Origin of the sequence: Clostridium tertium, from assembly GCF_902652255.1 — a bacterium.
In the GTDB taxonomy this organism is placed as follows: domain Bacteria; phylum Bacillota; class Clostridia; order Clostridiales; family Clostridiaceae; genus Clostridium; species Clostridium tertium_A.
Window position 1 is genome coordinate 44,553 of sequence record NZ_CACRTO010000046.1, and the last position, 18,001, is coordinate 62,553.

At 29.6% G+C, this 18,001-nt stretch carries 12 protein-coding genes; all 12 read left to right on the forward strand.

Annotated elements, in window-relative coordinates:
• The first annotated feature begins 4 nt into the window (after positions 1 to 4).
• The 12 genes from murB (at position 5) to rlmD (ending at position 17,417) form a co-directional block, all read left to right on the forward strand.
• On the forward strand, positions 5 to 925 hold the full coding sequence (murB, locus tag GPX08_RS14320) for a UDP-N-acetylmuramate dehydrogenase (RefSeq protein WP_156627487.1): 921 nt from the start codon (positions 5 to 7) through the stop codon (positions 923 to 925).
• A 210-nt stretch (positions 926 to 1,135) separates the two neighbouring features.
• The gene (locus GPX08_RS14325; RefSeq protein WP_156627489.1) at positions 1,136 to 1,618 is read left to right on the forward strand and encodes a hypothetical protein; all 483 of its coding nucleotides are present in this window, start codon (positions 1,136 to 1,138) and stop codon (positions 1,616 to 1,618) included.
• Between the two features lie 21 nt (positions 1,619 to 1,639).
• Positions 1,640 to 2,431: a TIGR00266 family protein gene (locus GPX08_RS14330; protein WP_156627490.1), complete on the forward strand. Its 792-nt coding sequence runs from the start codon at positions 1,640 to 1,642 to the stop codon at positions 2,429 to 2,431.
• 235 nt (positions 2,432 to 2,666) lie between these two features.
• On the forward strand, positions 2,667 to 3,767 hold the full coding sequence (locus GPX08_RS14335; protein ID WP_156627493.1) for a histidinol-phosphate transaminase: 1,101 nt from the start codon (positions 2,667 to 2,669) through the stop codon (positions 3,765 to 3,767).
• Between the two features lie 197 nt (positions 3,768 to 3,964).
• A complete protein-coding gene (gene rapZ, locus GPX08_RS14340) occupies positions 3,965 to 4,849 on the forward strand; it encodes an RNase adapter RapZ (RefSeq protein ID WP_156627494.1) in 885 nt (294 codons plus the stop codon).
• Positions 4,846 to 6,183 carry a uridine diphosphate-N-acetylglucosamine-binding protein YvcK gene (yvcK, locus tag GPX08_RS14345; RefSeq protein ID WP_156627496.1) on the forward strand — a complete coding sequence of 446 codons (1,338 nt, stop codon included), beginning with the start codon at positions 4,846 to 4,848 and terminating at the stop codon, positions 6,181 to 6,183. The genes rapZ and yvcK overlap by 4 nt, the downstream gene beginning before the upstream one ends.
• A 195-nt stretch (positions 6,184 to 6,378) precedes the next feature.
• Positions 6,379 to 7,626 (forward strand): GHKL domain-containing protein, encoded by a 1,248-nt coding sequence (locus tag GPX08_RS14350; RefSeq protein ID WP_156627497.1) that lies wholly within the window; start codon positions 6,379 to 6,381, stop codon positions 7,624 to 7,626.
• Between the two features lie 84 nt (positions 7,627 to 7,710).
• Positions 7,711 to 8,661: a DNA-binding protein WhiA gene (whiA, locus tag GPX08_RS14355; protein WP_156627499.1), complete on the forward strand. Its 951-nt coding sequence runs from the start codon at positions 7,711 to 7,713 to the stop codon at positions 8,659 to 8,661.
• Positions 8,662 to 8,828: 167 nt separating this feature from the next.
• Positions 8,829 to 12,380 carry a DNA polymerase III subunit alpha gene (locus tag GPX08_RS14360; protein WP_156627500.1) on the forward strand — a complete coding sequence of 1,184 codons (3,552 nt, stop codon included), beginning with the start codon at positions 8,829 to 8,831 and terminating at the stop codon, positions 12,378 to 12,380.
• Between the two features lie 521 nt (positions 12,381 to 12,901).
• Entirely contained in the window at positions 12,902 to 13,861 is a 960-nt protein-coding gene (gene pfkA / locus GPX08_RS14365; protein ID WP_156627502.1) for a 6-phosphofructokinase, read from the forward strand.
• A gap of 106 nt (positions 13,862 to 13,967) precedes the next feature.
• Entirely contained in the window at positions 13,968 to 15,386 is a 1,419-nt protein-coding gene (pyk, locus tag GPX08_RS14370) for a pyruvate kinase (RefSeq protein WP_156627503.1), read from the forward strand.
• Positions 15,387 to 16,040: 654 nt separating this feature from the next.
• A complete protein-coding gene (gene rlmD / locus GPX08_RS14375) occupies positions 16,041 to 17,417 on the forward strand; it encodes a 23S rRNA (uracil(1939)-C(5))-methyltransferase RlmD (RefSeq protein ID WP_156627505.1) in 1,377 nt (458 codons plus the stop codon).
• The last annotated feature ends 584 nt before the right edge of the window (positions 17,418 to 18,001 follow it).

Sequence of the window (18,001 nt, forward strand, 5' to 3'; positions counted from 1 at the left end):
AGGTATGAATCAATATAAAAAATTTGAAAGCTTGTTTAAAGAGTTTTATAAAAGCGAAAATGTTATAGTAGATGCAGAAATGAAAAATTATGTTCATTTTAGAGTAGGTGGCCCTGCAGATATTCTGTTGATTCCTGAGAAGAAAGATCAAGTTGTTAGAACTATAGAAATATGTAAAAATAATAACATACCTTACTTTGTAGTAGGAAATGGGTCAAACCTTTTAGTAAAAGATGGCGGAATTAAAGGTGTAGTAATTAAATTAAATGAAGTAAAAAACATTACAGTACAAGATGAAATAGTTGAAGCTGAATGTGGCGCTATGCTTAAAGATGTATCTAATGAAGCTTTAAAAAGTTCTTTAGCTGGTTTTGAATTTGCTTGTGGTATACCTGGAACTATAGGTGGAGCTGTTTTTATGAATGCAGGAGCCTATGATGGAGAAATTGCTCATATAATAGAGAGTGCTGAAGTTATAGATAACAACGGTGAAATAAAAGTTTTATCAAATGAAGAGCTTGAACTAGGCTATAGATCTTCAATAGTAATGAAGAAAAACTATATTGTTTTATCAGCTAGATTTAAGTTAAAACATGGTGAAGTTAGAAAAATAAAAGAAATAGTTGATGATTTAACTAATAAAAGAGAATCTAAACAACCTTTAGAGTATCCTTCTGCTGGAAGTACTTTTAAAAGACCAGTTGGATATTATGCTGGTAAGTTAATTCAAGATGCTGGGTTAAAAGGATATAGAATAGGTGGTGCAGCAGTTTCAGAAAAGCATTCAGGCTTTGTTATTAATAAAAACAATGCCACTGCTAAAGATATACTAGATTTAATAGCACATATTCAAAGTGAAGTTAAGAATAAATTCGATGTTGACCTTCACCCAGAAGTTAGAATAATTGGTGAAGATGAAAAATAAATAAATTTACACCCTATATTTAAGTGATGTATGGATTACTTAAATATAGGGTGTTTTGTTATTTATTTAGAAATTATAAAAGAGAGTATCCTATGAATAACTATTTATAAAGCTTACATATAAATAAAAATACTAAAAATAGTTGACATAGATTAAGTGGTATAATATACTATATTTAAAGGTAAAAATAAATATTTAGAGGTGAATTATATGAGAAGGCTTTATGTTAAGGAAAGGCTAATAGCTTTTGGAGCAAAATTTGATATTTATGATGAAAATGAAAATAAGGTTTTTATAGCAGAAGCGGATAAGTTTGATATAGGGAAAAATGTAAGCCTATATGATTTAAATAAGAGAAAAATATTATATTTAAAACAGAAGTTAAGAATAGGAGCTCATAAGTATATTGCATATGATGAAAATATGCAGGAAGTAGCTGTTATTGATAAAAGTTTTATGAATCCTGAGTATAATATATCAGGACAATATGGAAATATGGTAATGGAAAGTGCAAGTATTTGGGGAAGGCATTATGAAATAAAAGTAGCAGGAACAGTAGTAGGAAGGATAGATAAGGAATTTACTTTTGGAAGAGATAGATATTTTCTTGAAGTATTAGATGAAACTTATACAACATTTTTTGTTGGATTGCTTATTATGATAGATATGGTAAGATTCCACAGTGATAATTAAATATAAATAGGAGGATTAAAAATGGCACATGAAGTAGATTATGAAATTAAGGGGAATGAAATGCAGTTTGTTGAGATTGAGTTAGATCCAAGGGAAACTGTAGTTGCTGAATCGGGAGCAATGATGATGATGGATAATTTCATCGGTATGGATGCTATCTTTGGTGATGGTAGTGAAAAATCTCAAAGTGGAGGATTCTTTGGTAAACTTGGTAGTGCAGCGAAGAGAGTAATCACTGGTGAAAGTCTATTTATGACTGCGTTCACTAATACAGGAATGATAAAGCAAAAAGTAGCTTTTGCTGCTCCTTATCCGGGTAAAATATTACCTATGGATTTAAGAGCTTATGGTGGAAGATTAATTTGTCAAAAAGATTCTTTTTTATGTTGTGCTAAAGGTGTTAGTATAGGAATAGCTTTTGCTAAGAAATTAGGGACTGGATTCTTTGGTGGTGAAGGATTTATTCTACAAAAGCTTGAAGGTGATGGATTAGCATTTATTCATGCTGGTGGTACTATAGTAAAAAGAACACTTATGCCTGGAGAAACCTTAAAAATTGATACTGGTTGTTTAGTGGCAATGACACAAAATGTTAACTATGATATTCAATTTGTAGGTGGTATTAAAAATGCAGTTTTTGGTGGTGAAGGATTATTTTTTGCAACACTAACAGGCCCAGGAGAGGTTTGGATTCAAAGTTTACCTTTCAGTAAACTTGCATCTAGAGTATATGCCTCAGCACCTCAAAATATGGGAAGATCAGTGGATCAAGGTAGTGTATTAGGTTCTATTGGAAATATATTTGAAAGGTAAGGGTAGAAACTTTTATTTAACTTATATATAATTATAAGAAAAGTATATTACAATAAATAACAAAGGGGGTAGGGCTGCGCCAATGAACAATGAATAATGAAGAATGAACAATTAATGAAAAAACTCCTATGGAGTTTTGAAATGATTTTATTTTTTGTAATTCCGGTGGAATTACTTCAATAATTGTTAATTACTAATTGCCAATTGTTAATTACAAATAGCGCAGCGATGTAGGATGGAATATAAAGTTAGAGAAGAAGTGAAAAGACTTGGCAAGTACGTTGCAGGAAAGCCAATATCAGAAGTAAAGAGGGAGTATGGAATAGATAGAGTTGTAAAACTTGCATCTAATGAGAATCCATTAGGAACTTCTGAGAAGGTTAAGAAGCTTATGGTAGAGCTAGTTAATGAAATGAATATGTATCCGGATTCGGCTTCATATGATTTTAAAGAAGCATTAAGTAAGAAACTTAATGTAACAAGGGATATGATTTTCTGTGGGGCAGGTTCAGATTCCTTAATAAATGTACTATGTGAAGTTTTTTTAGATAAAGGTGATGAAAGTATAATGGCTGAAATTACCTTTCCGAGGTATGAAAGTAATACTTTACTTATGGGGGCAACTCCAGTTAAAGTACCACTAAAAGATAATGGGTTAGATATAGAATCAATGGTTTCATCAATTACAGATAAGACTAAAATAATTTGGTTCTGTAATCCAAATAATCCTACAGGTGGAATTTTTACTAAGTCAGATTTTGATAAGGTGGTAGGAAGAATTCCTAAGGATGTAATAATAGTAATGGATGAAGCTTATGGAGAGTATGTTACTTCAAAAGATTTTCCAGATTCTTTAGAATTATTAAAGGAATATCCTAATATGATAATATTAAAGACTTTATCAAAGGCTTATGGATTAGCGTCTTTAAGGTTTGGATACGGAATAGCTAATGAAGAGATAGTCGATTATATTAATAGAGTTATAAATGCTTTCGATGTTAACTTGTTTGCACAAAGAGCTGCATTAGTTGCAATTGAAGATGATGAGTTTATTAATAGAGTTAAGTTATATAATAGTGAACAAAGAGATTTATTATATGAATCATTTAAAGAAATAGGACTTAACTATATACATTCAGAGGCTAACTTCATAATGGTTAATGTAAACGGAGATGATAAGCCTATACATGAATATTTATTAAGAAATGGTTATATAATAAGACCAGGATACTTATTAGATATGCCAGGATGGATAAGGGTAAGTCTTGGAACTAAGGAGCAAAATATTGAGTTTGTTGATTTATTAAAGAAAGCTATTGAAAATAGAGATAAATAATATATTGGAGGAAAGTGAAGACTTTTCTCCTTTTTTAAGTATCGAAATTGTAGAACAATTAAAAATGAAGAATGAAAAAAGTAATGTGAAAGCTTCTTAATTATTCATTGTTAATTATTAATTGGGCTATCTTCTTTATGATGGACCAGTATGATATAATTTAAATATGAAATTCAAAGTTAAGGGAGGTAATTTTGGTGAGATTTATAATAGTAACAGGATTATCAGGAGCAGGTAAAACAGAAGCAACAAGAAGCTTAGAAGATATGGGATATTTTTGTGTAGATAACCTTCCTCCAAAGCTAATACCAAAATTTGCAGAAGCTTGTGTTCAAAGTCAAGGCAAAATAGATAAGGTTGCATTAGTTATAGATATTAGAGGTGGAATTTTCTTTGATGATTTATTTGAAAGTATCAATTATTTAAAAGAGCAAGAATTTAAATATGAAATATTATTTTTAGATGCCTCAGATGAGGTTTTAGTTAAGAGATTTAAGGAAAGTAGAAGAAGCCATCCATTAGCACCTGGAAGTAGAATTATTACAGGGATAAATGATGAAAGAAAGAGACTTAGAGAAGTTAAAGATAGAGCAGATATAATAATAGATACATCTAAATATGCTATTAAAGATTTAAGGGAAGAAATGAGTAAGAATTATGGAAACTCAAATCAGCCTGAAAAAGATCTTTCAATAACTGTTTTAAGCTTTGGTTTTAAATATGGAATTCCAGTAGATTCAGACTTAGTTTTTGATGTAAGATTTATTCCGAATCCTTTTTACATACCTACGCTTAAACCTTTCTCTGGCAAAGATGAACCAGTAAAGGACTATGTTTTAGCACAAGAGGAAACTAAGGGATTTATAAAAAGAACAGATGACTTATTAGAGTTTTTAATTCCTAATTATAAAAAAGAAGGAAAAAGACAATTAATTATATCTGTTGGATGTACAGGTGGAAGACATAGATCAGTTGCAATAGCAAATGCATTATATGAAACATTAGCAAAGAAAAATTACAATGTTTCTGTAGAACACAGAGATATAAGAGAGGATGTACATCAAGGAGCTAAAAAGCTATGAGAATTAGAGATTGGTTGAGGCCAGGAGTTAAGATAAAGCGGTGGTTATTCTTTGGAATATTTGGAATTCTACTAATTGCTTTTGGATTTACAGAACTTGCTGTAAGAAGAGTTTATGATATTTACTATAAGATATTTTATATATTCTTAAATATAACGGGTGTGCTAGTTATATATATTTCAGTTATTGAAAGTATGAAATCAATAATTGCCTTAAATAATAAAGGGTATATACAGTTATCAATAGATAGCAAAAAAATGGAGAATTTAATATATGAAAAAAGATTGTTAGTAAAAGGTCCTAAAATAGTAGTAATCGGTGGAGGAACAGGACTTTCAACTATGCTTAGAGGATTAAAGTATTATACATCTAATATAACAGCAATAGTAACAGTTGCTGATGATGGTGGTGGTTCTGGAGATTTAAGAGAAGACCTAGGTATGCTTCCTCCAGGAGATATAAGAAACTGTATTTTAGCATTAGCAGATACAGAACCTCTAATGGAAGAGTTATTACAATATAGATTTACGGATGGAAGATTGAAAAATCAAAGTTTTGGAAACTTATTCTTGGCCGCAATGGATGGTGTAAGTGAAAACTTTGAAGATGCTGTCCAAAAGATGAGTTCAGTACTAGCAGTTACAGGGAAGGTGCTTCCAGTTACTTTAGAAGATATGAAGCTTGTGGCTAAGCTTGAAAATGGTAACTTGGTTGAAGGAGAATCGCAAATACCAGAGGAAGCAATAAAGCAAAATGCTAGGATAAAAAGACTTATGATAGAGCCAAGTGATGCGAAACCTTTAAAGGATGCCTTAAAGGCTATAGAAGAAGCTGATGCGATAGTATTAGGACCTGGTAGTCTTTATACTAGTGTAATACCTAACCTTTTAGTTAAGGATATTTCAGAATATATTAGAAAAAGTGATGCTATTAAGATATATATATCTAATATTATGACTCAACCTGGAGAGACTCATGGATTTAAGGCTTCAGATCATATAAAAGTCTTAAAGAAGTATGGTGGTAGAGGAATAGTAAACTATGTAATAGCTAATAGAGGGGATATACCAGCTGATATTAAAGAAAAATATTTAGATGATGGTTCCCAATTAGTAGAGTTAGATAGTAAAGAGCTTAAAAGTCTAGGTGTGGAAGTTATCGAAGCCTCTTTAGCTAAAATTGAAAAAGGATATGTTAAGCATGACTCTGAATATTTAGCTGAGGTTCTAGTAGATACGATAATGGAAAAGAAATTACTATATGATAGAAAGAAAATTATTGAATATATGTATGTTTCTCAAAGAATAAAAGAAAGAGATAAAAAGAGTAAATAAATATTGAAAAAGATTGTAGAAAAATGGGATAATTTGTGTTTTCTACGATCTTTTTTATTTTTAAAAGTAATATTATTTGTTAAAATTCTACAATAATTATAAGTAATATAGCAAATTATATAAAAATTTGTTAAAATATAGTATATTAAGTAAAATTTTTAAAAAGTGGTTTTAATGCAAAGGGGAATTATAATTATGGTTGTTTTAATGATTTTTATTGAGATGATGCTGAATGTTATACTTTACAATGGTTTATTTAATAACGGAAAACTAAAAAATATACCAAAGTATTGTGTAGTTGTTGCTATTTGTAGTTATCTATTTTATAGATTGAGTGCAGTAAATATATTATTTGTTTATGTTATTCTGCTAGTTTTAGAAATAATTGCAATAGCTTATATAGACAAAAAGGATAAGAATGTGACTTTGACAGAAATGATTATTTGCGTAGTAGTTACTTTTGTTCTTCAAAATTCAATAGTTACTATTTTGTATTTATTTACTGGACTTACCAAAGAATTAAGATATATTCATCTATTAATATACGCTTTAGGTATATTAGTATTAATAATAGGTCTAAAAATATATAGGGAAAAGAAGGATGTAGACTTTGAAGAATATATAGAAAATAATCTTCTTATTTCTAATATAATAATTAATATTTTCATGTTCTTTATGATATTTAAGATAATTTATGATAGTGGTAAATTACCTAACCTTGTAATAATAGAGATTAATATGCTTATCTTTGTAAATATATTCTTAAATATAAGTTTTTATAAGAGTCTACATAAAACTATATTGAAAAATAAAAATCTTGAAGTTAAAAATGCTTATAATCCTTTGCTTGATGAGATAATTCAAAACATAAGAGCCAATGAGCATGAATATAAAAATCATATAAATATGTTATATTCTATGATACAAGTTTCTCAAAGTATTCCAGAAATGAAAGAGAGAGCAGGTAAATATGTTGTAAATATTCAAAATACAAATGACTTAAGTTCAATTTTAGAGATTGAAAGCACTGTAGTAAAGGCTGTTTTATATAGTAAGATAGTAGAATGTGAACAACATGAGGTAAGCTTTAAATATAATATAAAGTCAAATATAGATAATTCAGAATTAGATGATTCAGAAATTACTATTATTTTGAGTAATTTATTAAATAATGCGATTGAGGCAAGTAAGAATGCTTTAGAGAAGAATGTAATTATTAATATTACTAAACTTGAAAAGTACAGAATTGAGGTTAAAAATTCTGTTAAGGGCATTAATATTTCTAATGAAGATATTGAAGGATTCTTTAAAAAAGGATTTTCTAGTAAGGGAACTGGCAGAGGATATGGTCTATATAATGTAAAGAATATTGTTAAAAAGCACAAGGGGAATATTTATGGAAGGTTAATGGATAATTATTTAGTTATTGAAATTTTCATATAAAGTTAGGTAATAAATTCTTATAAATTTTTTGCCTATTTGTGTTATAATTATTTGATAGATTAGATAATAAGGAGAATAGGCAATATGTCATTTTCATCAAAAGTAAAAGGAGAAATATGTAGATATTCTGAATTAAGTAAGGAAGAAGCATTAGCTGAAATTTCGGCAATAATGAAAGTAAGCGGAACTATAGCTTTTAGTGGACTTGGTTTATCCTTTAGGATAACTACTGAGAATCCAGCTTCTGCTAGACATATATTTAGCTTACTTAAGGAGAATTTTAATATTCACTCTAAATTAATGGTTAAAAAAAGTAATTCTTTAAAAAAGAATAATATTTATATGGTTCTTATAGAGGAAGATATGGGAGTCAGAGATCTATTAAGAGATACTGGTATATTTGCTGAAGTTGATGGAGTATTAACTTTAAATTATAGAATAGATGAAAATATGGTTAGAGAAGATGAATTAAAAAGAGCGTATATAAGAGGCGCCTTTATTGGAGGGGGAAGTATAAGTAACCCTGAAAAAACTTACCATTTAGAATTTGTAACTCATAGTGAAGAATATGCTAAGGACTTATCTAGGCTAATTAACACTTATGGATTAAACTCTAAAGTTATTCAAAGAAAAAATAGCTTTATTATTTATATAAAGGAAGGCGAGCAAATATCGAATCTTTTAAGTATTATTGGAGCTCATACATCCTTACTAGAGCTTGAGAATATAAGAATAATGAAGGAAATGAGAAATAATGTTAATAGACTAGTAAACTGTGAAACTGCTAATTTAAGTAAGACGGTTAATGCAGCAGTAAGACAAGTCGAAAGCATAAAGTTAATTCAAAGGGAAATTGGACTTCAAAGGTTACCAAAGAATTTAAGGGAAATTGCTGAGCTTAGACTTAGCTATCCTGATGAATCTTTAAAAGAACTTGGAGAGATGCTTGAACCTCCAGTAGGAAAGTCAGGAGTCAATCATAGGCTAAGAAAAATAGAAAAAATAGCTGAAGAAATTAGATCAGGAACATATTAGGAATGAAAAATGAATAATGAAGAATGTAAAATGAAGGAGGAAACTCAGTAAACTGAGTTTCTAAAATTAGATTTTTTAGTAATTACGAAGGAATTACTTCCTCAATTCTTCATTTTTAATTCTTAATTTTTAATTGGGATTGCGAAGCAATCCAAGGGGGTGTTTATTTGGAGAAAAAATTTACTCATTTGCATCTTCATACAGAGTATAGCTTGTTAGATGGTTCTGGAAAAGTTAAAAAGATGATAAGTAGAGCTAAAGAGCTTGGTATGGATAGTATAGCTATTACGGATCATGGAGTTATGTATGGATGTGTTGCTTTTTATAAGGAAGCCAAGGAGCAGGGCATTAAGCCTATTATTGGTTGTGAAATATATGTAGCAGCAAAGTCTATGGATATTAAGGTTAATGATAAAGAAAATAGTACCCACCATTTAGTTTTATTAGTTAAAAATGAAGAAGGCTATAAAAATCTTATGAAAATAGTATCTGAAGCTTCTATAAGAGGATTCTACTATAAGCCAAGGGTAGATCATGATTTCCTAAGAGAGCATAGTAATGGTCTTATTGCCCTTAGTGCTTGTTTAGGTGGGGAAGTCCAACAGTGGCATCTTAAGGATAATTATGAAAGGGCAAAGGAAGTAGCGCTTTTATATAAGGATATTTTTAAGGATGGATTTTATCTTGAAATCCAAAATCACGGAATGGATGAACAAAGGAAGGTTACAGAAGCTAACATTAAGTTATCTAAAGAAACAGGAATACCTTTAGTTGCAACTAATGATGTTCATTACATAAATAAGAAGGATTCAGCATCTCACGATATATTAATGTGTATTCAGACTGCTAAAACTGTGGATGATCCTAATAGAAGAAGATATCCTTCTGATCAGTTTTACCTAAAGTCTCCAGAAGAGATGTGGGATATGTTTTCTTATATTCCAGAAGCCCTAGAGAATACTACTAAAATAGCTGGAGAATGCAACTTTGATTATGAATTTCACGTATCAAAGCTTCCTAAATTCCCAGTTCCAGATGGTATAGAGCCGTATGATTATTTAAGGCAGCAATGCTATTCTGGATTAATTGAAAGATATGAGGTATTTAAGGAGTTTATAAATAAACCACTTAATGTTGATGAATTTGTGGATTATTTTAAGGAAAATGAAGAAGCTTGTGGATATATTGAAAGATTAGAGTATGAACTTTCTGTTATTAAGCAGATGGGATATGTAGATTACTTCTTAATTACTTGGGATTTTATAAGATTTTCTAATGAAAATGGAATTCCAACAGGGCCTGGACGTGGATCGGCAGCAGGTTCAATTGTTGCATTTACATTAGGAATAACTAAGATAGATCCAATTAAGTATAGCTTGCTTTTTGAAAGGTTTTTAAATCCTGAGAGAGTAAGTATGCCAGATATAGATAGTGACTTCTGTTATGAAAGAAGGCAAGAAGTTATAGATTATGTAGTTGAGAAATATGGAGTAAATAACGTTTCTCAAATTGTAACTTTTGGTACGATGGCTCCAAGGCTTTGCATTAGAGATGTCGGTAGGGCAATGAATTATAGTTATGCTGAAGTTGATAGAATAGCTAAAATGATTCCTAATATGCTTGGAATAACTATAGATAAGGCTTTAGAAGTTAATCCGGAACTTAAGTCAGCGTATAATAATGAGGATAGAGTTAAGGAGCTAATTGATATAAGCAAGGATTTAGAAGGATTACCAAGGCATTGTTCGACACATGCAGCAGGTGTGGTTATTGCATCTAAGCCTTTAGTTGAATATGTACCGCTTCAAAAGAATGATGAATCTGTAGTAGCTCAGTTCGACATGACTACATTAGAAGAACTTGGACTTCTAAAAATGGATTTCCTTGGTCTTAGAACATTAACAGTTATGAATGATGCTGTTAAGATGATTAAAGAAAACCAAGGAATAGAAATTAATTTAGATAAAATAGATTTTGAAGATAAAGAAGTATATAAGATGATTGGTGAAGGAAAGACAGCAGGTGTATTCCAGTTAGAATCACCAGGAATGACTTCCTTTATGAAAGAATTAAAGCCAGATAGTCTTGAAGATATTATAGCGGGTATTTCCCTTTATAGACCAGGTCCAATGGCTGAAATCCCTAGATACGTAGAGTGTAAACAAAACCCAGATAAGGTTGAATACGTAGCGCCAGAGCTTGAAGATATACTTAATGTTACTTACGGAGTTATGGTATATCAGGAACAGGTTATGGAAATAGTAAGAAAACTTGCTGGTTACTCAATGGGAAGAAGTGACCTTGTAAGAAGAGCGATGTCTAAGAAAAAACACAAGGTTATGGAAGAGGAAAGAAAGAACTTCATTTATGGTGTAGTAGATGAAGATGGTAATATTGAAGTCCCAGGATGTAAGAGAAATGGAATTTCAGAAGAAGCTGCAAATAAGATTTTTGATCAAATGATGGACTTTGCTTCGTATGCATTTAACAAGTCCCACGCAGCGGCTTATGCAGTTATAGGATATCAAACTGCATATTTAATGAAATATTATCCTGTTGAAACTATTGCAGCAATGCTTAACTCAGTAATGGGAATAAGTGAAAAAGTAGCTCATTATATATCTTTTGCAGAGGGGTTAGGTATACAAGTTCTTCCTCCAGATATAAATGAAAGTTACTCTAAATTTACTGTTAAAGGTGATAAGATAAGATTCGGATTAGCAGCTATAAAGAATGTAGGGTATAATGTAGTTGAGGCAATAGTTAATTCAAGAATTAAAAAAGGTAACTTTGAATCTTTAATAGATTTTATAAATAAATTGGACCTATCAGCTGTTAATAAAAGGGCTATTGAAAGTTTGATTAAGGCTGGTGCTTTAGATAAATTTGATGTGTTTAGGTCTAAAATGCTTGCAGTTTATGAAAAACTAATGGATGGGATAGCTAACGAAAAGAGAAGAAATATAGATGGTCAAATTAGTCTCTTTGGATTAGAAGAAGAACTTGAGCTTCCGGAAGTTAATTATCCTAATATAAAAGAATTTCCAAAGAAGAATTTATTAGCTATGGAAAAAGAAATGACAGGATTATATTTATCAGGTCATCCATTAGATGAATATGCAGAAAGCTTAAAAGTTCAAACATCAACAAGTATCGAAAAAATTTATAAATCATATGAAATAATTAAAGAAAGCTTTAATCAGGAAGATTTACCAGAAGAAATTATTCATGATGATGAAAGAGTTATACTTGGTGGAATAATTGCTGAATATAATCAAAAAATAACTAGGAACAATACTATAATGGCATTCCTAAAACTTGAAGATTTAACTGGGGTAATAGAAGTGATAGTATTCCCAAAAACTTTAGATAAAATTAGAGACTCATTAAAAGAAGATGCTCTAGTAGTAATTAAAGGTAAGGTTAATATTAAGGAAGATGAATTACCTAAATTAATTTGTGAAAGTGTAGAGCCTTTAGAGAAAGTAAATACATCAAAAGTATATGTTAGAAGTAAAAACCTAGAAGAGGGTAAGAAATTAATGAAAGAGTTAAGAGCAATGCCTGATTACTTTAAAGGTGATACTACTGTATATTTATTTACTGAAGAAGATAGGAAGCAATATAGAATGACAAAAGATACATGGGTTAACTTAGAATCAGATGTATTAGAATATTTAAGAGAACTAGCTGGCGATGAAAATATAAAAGTTATATAAAATAAGACTTATAAGTATAATTAGGGCTGTTGTAAGACAGCCTAATTATATAAATAAAAAATATTTAAATTTATATAAAAATATTATTAATTTTTTATTTAATTTCAAATTTTTTAGAGTAAATTATAAAATATTTTATATCCATATAATGAAAAGTAAAAAATTAGCATGTAAAATTTACTTATTTTCATAAAAAGGCAAGTTAAATTAATAAAGAAATAAATGAAAAAATTTACAAAAGCAAAATAAGAAAAATTTAAAAATTAATCTATAATTATTATTTAATTAGGTTATAATATAAAATATAGTGAATAAAAAGTCGATAAAAATCGTAATATTGCACTTATTTTAGTTGCATAAAGTAAAAGTTGCAAGTAAAATAAATAAGGTGATAAAATTTAGTAAATAACAATAATTAATTAAGGTAGATAATTTTAAATTTATTATAGTAAATAAAAAAATGGATAATTCCACATAAAGTGGGACAACCTTTGTCCCGGTGGTGTTAAGGAGGAAACAACATGAAAAAAATAGCTATTTTAACTAGTGGTGGAGATGCTCCAGGAATGAATGCAGCAATAAGAGCTGTTGTAAGAACTGCTTTACATCATGGACTTGAAGTAGTAGGAGTTCAAAGAGGATATAGTGGTTTAATCAATGGTGAATTATTCAATATGGATAGATCTTCAGTATCAGATATTATCCATAGAGGTGGTACTATTTTAAGAACTGCTAGATGTTCTGAATTTAAGAAAGAAGAAGTAAGAATTAAAGCTACAAAAATTTTAAAAGCTTATGGAGTAGATGCTTTAGTAGTTATTGGTGGAGATGGATCATTTACAGGAGCTAAGTTATTATCAAAACTTGGTGTTAAGACTGTAGGATTACCAGGAACTATCGATAATGACTTAACTTATACTGATTATACAATTGGATTCGATACTGCATTAAATACAGTAATAGACGGAATAGACAAGATTAGAGATACATCAACATCCCATGAAAGAGTTTCAATAGTAGAAGTTATGGGAAGAGACTGTGGAGATTTAGCTTTATATGCAGGTATTGCAGGTGGAGCTGAATATATAATTACTCCAGAAAAAGGATACTCTAAGGAAGAACTATGTAAAGTAATATTAGAAGGAAAACAAAAGGGTAAGATTCATAACCTAGTGCTATTAGCTGAAGGTGTTGGTGGAGCTCAAGAATTAGCTGAATATGTTGAAAGTGTTACTGGAATTGAAACTAGAGCAACTGTTCTAGGACATATTCAAAGAGGTGGTAGCCCATCTGCTACTGACAGAGTTTTAGCATCAAGAATGGGTGCAAAAGCTGTTGAAGTATTATTAGAAGGAAAAACTTCAAGAGTTATTGGAATTAGAAATAATGAAATAATTGATGATGATATAGATGAAGCTTTAGCTTTAGATAGAAAATTTGATGAAAAGTTATTTGAAATGGCAAATGAAATATCATCATAATAATTTATAGAGTAAATATAAGAATTATTACTCTTAATACTTAATCAAATTGAGCTTTTAAATAAGCTGAAAATATTATATATAGAATTAAAGGAGTGTTAATTACATGAGAAAGACTAAGATGATCTGTACTATAGGACCAGCTAGTGAAAATCCAGAAATATTATCAAAGATAATAGAAGCAGGAATGAATGCATCAAGACACAATTTTTCACATGGAGATCATGCTGAACATGCAGGAAGAATAAATTTAGTTAAAGAATTATCTAAGAAATATAATAGAGAAATTGCTATAATGCTTGATACTAAAGGACCAGAAATAAGAACTGGTAAGTTTGAACCTAAGAAAGTTGAATTACAAGCTGGAGACAACTTTGTAATCTATGCTGGAGAAGAAGTAATTGGAGATACTACTAAGTGTACAGTTACATACGAAGGTTTAGCAAACGATGTTAAAGCAGGAGATACAATCTTAATAGATGACGGTTTAGTTGGATTAAAAGTTGAATCTATTGATGGAAATAAAATCAACTGTAAAGTTATGAACACTGGATTTGTTGGAACTCACAAAGGAGTTAACGTTCCTGGAGTATCAATTAAATTACCAGCATTAACTGAAAAAGATATATCTGACTTAAAATTCGGTTGTGAAATCGGAGTAAACTTAGTTGCTGCTTCATTTATAAGAAAAGCATCTGACGTTGAAGCTATAAGAAAAGTACTAGTTGAAAATGGTGGAGAAAATATTCAAATATTCTCTAAGATAGAAAACCAAGAAGGTGTTGATAATATAGATGCTATATTAGAAGCTTCTGATGGTATAATGGTAGCTAGAGGAGACCTAGGAGTTGAAATTCCTATGGAAAAACTTCCAGCTGTTCAAAAGATGATAATAGGAAAGTGTAACGAAGCTGGAAAGCCAGTTATAACTGCTACACAAATGTTAGATTCTATGATCAGAAATCCAAGACCAACAAGAGCAGAAGTATCAGACGTAGCTAACGCTATCTATGATGGAACAGATGCTATAATGTTATCAGGAGAATCAGCTAACGGAGATTGGCCAGTAGAAGCTGTTCAAACTATGGCTAAGATAGCTTTAGAAGCAGAAAACCAATTACACTATGAAATAGCTACTTCAAAGGCTAAGAAACATATACCTGCAATAGCAGGAGTTATTTCAAGAGCTGCTGCAAATGCTGCATTTGAATTACAAGCTTCAGCTATTATATCTTCAACTCAAAGTGGAGCAACAGCAGGAAGATTATCTCAATGTAGACCAGACTGTCCAATAGTTGCAGTAACTCCAAATGAACAAGTTGCTAAGAAATTAGCTTTATTCTTTGGTGTTTACCCAATAGTAGCTGGAAAGATGGAATCAACTGACCACATGATGGAAGAATCAGTTAAGGTTGCAGAATCAAACGGATTTGTTAATAAAGGTGATACTGTTGTAATAGCAGCAGGAGTTCCAGTAGATAAGATTGGAGCAACTAACCTATTAAGAGTAAGTGTTGTAGAATAATATAAAAAAAGGTTGCCTAAAGGCAACCTTTTTTCAATTAACAATTAGCAATTTAGGATGTAATTTGTTCCAAATTACTGAAAATAAATTAGGATATAATTTAAATTGTTACAGTAGAAATAAAGAATAATTTATTGTTTGCTTTTAATAAATTTCAGAAATTACTATTTAATTGATTATTGTTATCATTTAAAAATTATAAAAGTAATTTACAGTTAATTATTAGTATAAATATAGTTAGAAATATATATTAATACAGATAATTAACAAAATGTTCACATTTATATTGATAAAAGTTAAGTTATAATGTATATTATGATATGAATATTATAATAATATTAATATGGAATTAAGTGGCAACAAAATTCTGAACTTGGGCATCTGAAAAGATGCCATTTTTTTTATGTTTTTTTACTAGATAGCTCATGTTTAAAGTATTTGATTTAGGAAATTATCCAAGCAACTTATATAAAATAAAAGTTATATGCTTTCAATTTAGATAATTAACTAAATAAGGTTTAAAATTATAATTTTATAAGAATATAGATGAGATTATAATTAAGACATAGATAATAGAAAATTATAATTTTTTGTGCTATTATAAAGTGAAACTCTAGGAATAAACAAATTTATAAAGTTTACGAGGTGAGTAAATTGGTTGATAAAAATAAAGAATATATATTAGATATTATAAGCATAGGTTATGAAGGTGAAGGAATAGCTAAAATAGAAGGCTATCCTATATTTATAGAAGGAGCAATCTTAGGAGAAAAGGTTAAGGTATTAATTGTTAAGGTAAAGAAAAATTATGCCTATGGAAAATTACTAGAGGTAATAGAAGCTTCTCCAGAAAGAATTGAACCTAAATGTAGTATTTATAAAAGATGTGGTGGATGTACAGTTCAGCATATGAGTTATAAAAAGCAGTTAGATTATAAATTTGAAAGAGTTAAAGATTGCGTGACTAAAATAGGTGGATTATCAGAAAAATTAGTTAAGTATCCAATTGGAATGGATAATCCAGAAAGATATAGAAATAAGGTTCAATTACCAGTAGGAATGGTAAAGGGAGAACTTAATATAGGATTCTATGCTTCAAGAAGTCACAATATAATAGATTTAGACACTTGTTTAATACAAGATAAGGTAGCTGATAGAGTTACTAATATAGCAAGGCAATGGATGTTAAAATATAATATTCAGCCAGCAAGTGTTGATGGAGTTTTTAATAAAAAAGGTTTAATAAGACATATAATGATTAGAAAAGGATTCACAACAAATGAAGTAATGGTAGTGCTAGTATCTACTAAAGATAAAGTTCCATACATAAAGGAATTTATAGATGAAATAGTAGAAAAGATAGATGGAATTAAGAGCATAGTTTTAAATGTAAATAAAGAAAATACTAATGTAATATTAGGTCAGGAATGTATAACTCTATGGGGAGAGGATACAATAACAGATTACATAGATCACTTTAAGTTTAATATTTCACCACTATCATTCTTCCAAGTAAATCCTGTACAAACAGAAAAGCTTTATTCAAAGGCTTTAGAGTATGCAGGATTAACAGGAGAAGAAACAGTATTTGATGCCTATTGTGGAACTGGAACTATAACACTATTCCTATCTCAAAAAGCAAAGAAGGTATACGGAGTAGAGATAATAGAACCAGCTATAATAAATGCTAGAGAAAATGCAAGAATAAACAATATAAAAAATGCAGAATTCTTTGTAGGAAAATCAGAAGAAGTAATACCAGAATTAATTGAAAAAGGTATTGTACCAGAAATTATAGTAGTAGATCCACCAAGAAAAGGCTGCGATATAAAGCTACTAGAAGCTATAGGAAAAGCAAAGCCAAAGAAAGTAGTATATGTATCTTGTGATCCAAGCACTCTAGCAAGAGATTTAAAGATACTAGAAGAACAAGGCTATAAAACAGAAGAAGTTCAACCAGTAGACATGTTCCCTATGACTAGTCATGTTGAGACGGTAGTTAAACTCACAAGGAACAGAGTAAGGTTGTAAGTTTTTTACTACTGTTTAAGTAAGGGTTCACCAAGAAGGCTAAATTGTGAGGTCTGATTGGAAGAAATCTAATGCTGATGCTATAGTTAAGTTGTTTAGAAATTGAAATTTAAAGTTCTTGAAAGCTCATTTAAAATAGGTGCTTTCAAGAACTTTTTTATTTGAAGAATAATAGTATTAAAAATGGAGTGGATTTCCCAAAGGATTAAGGGGAGGAGAATCAAATGGTATTTAATTCAAAATAAGATGGAATTTGATAATCTGAAAAATTAGATTATAAGAAAAATATAGACTAATATAATAAGTAAGAAGAAAAGTACAAATTATAAATATGAAACTAAGGCTATAAATAGTGCTTTCGGAAAATATTCGGGGAAATTATTAATTAGATCAACAAAGTGATTTACTTGAGTTAATGAAATTTCTCACAGAATAGTTAATTCATCATGATTTAATAGAAGATAAGCAGTATGTAAGCATAGGTTAGAAATACTATAAACAATGCTACTTTTAAAAAGCTTTATTTAAGACCTTAACTTTTTTTAGATTAATTCTTAAATATGCATTTATAATATTTTGTAAGC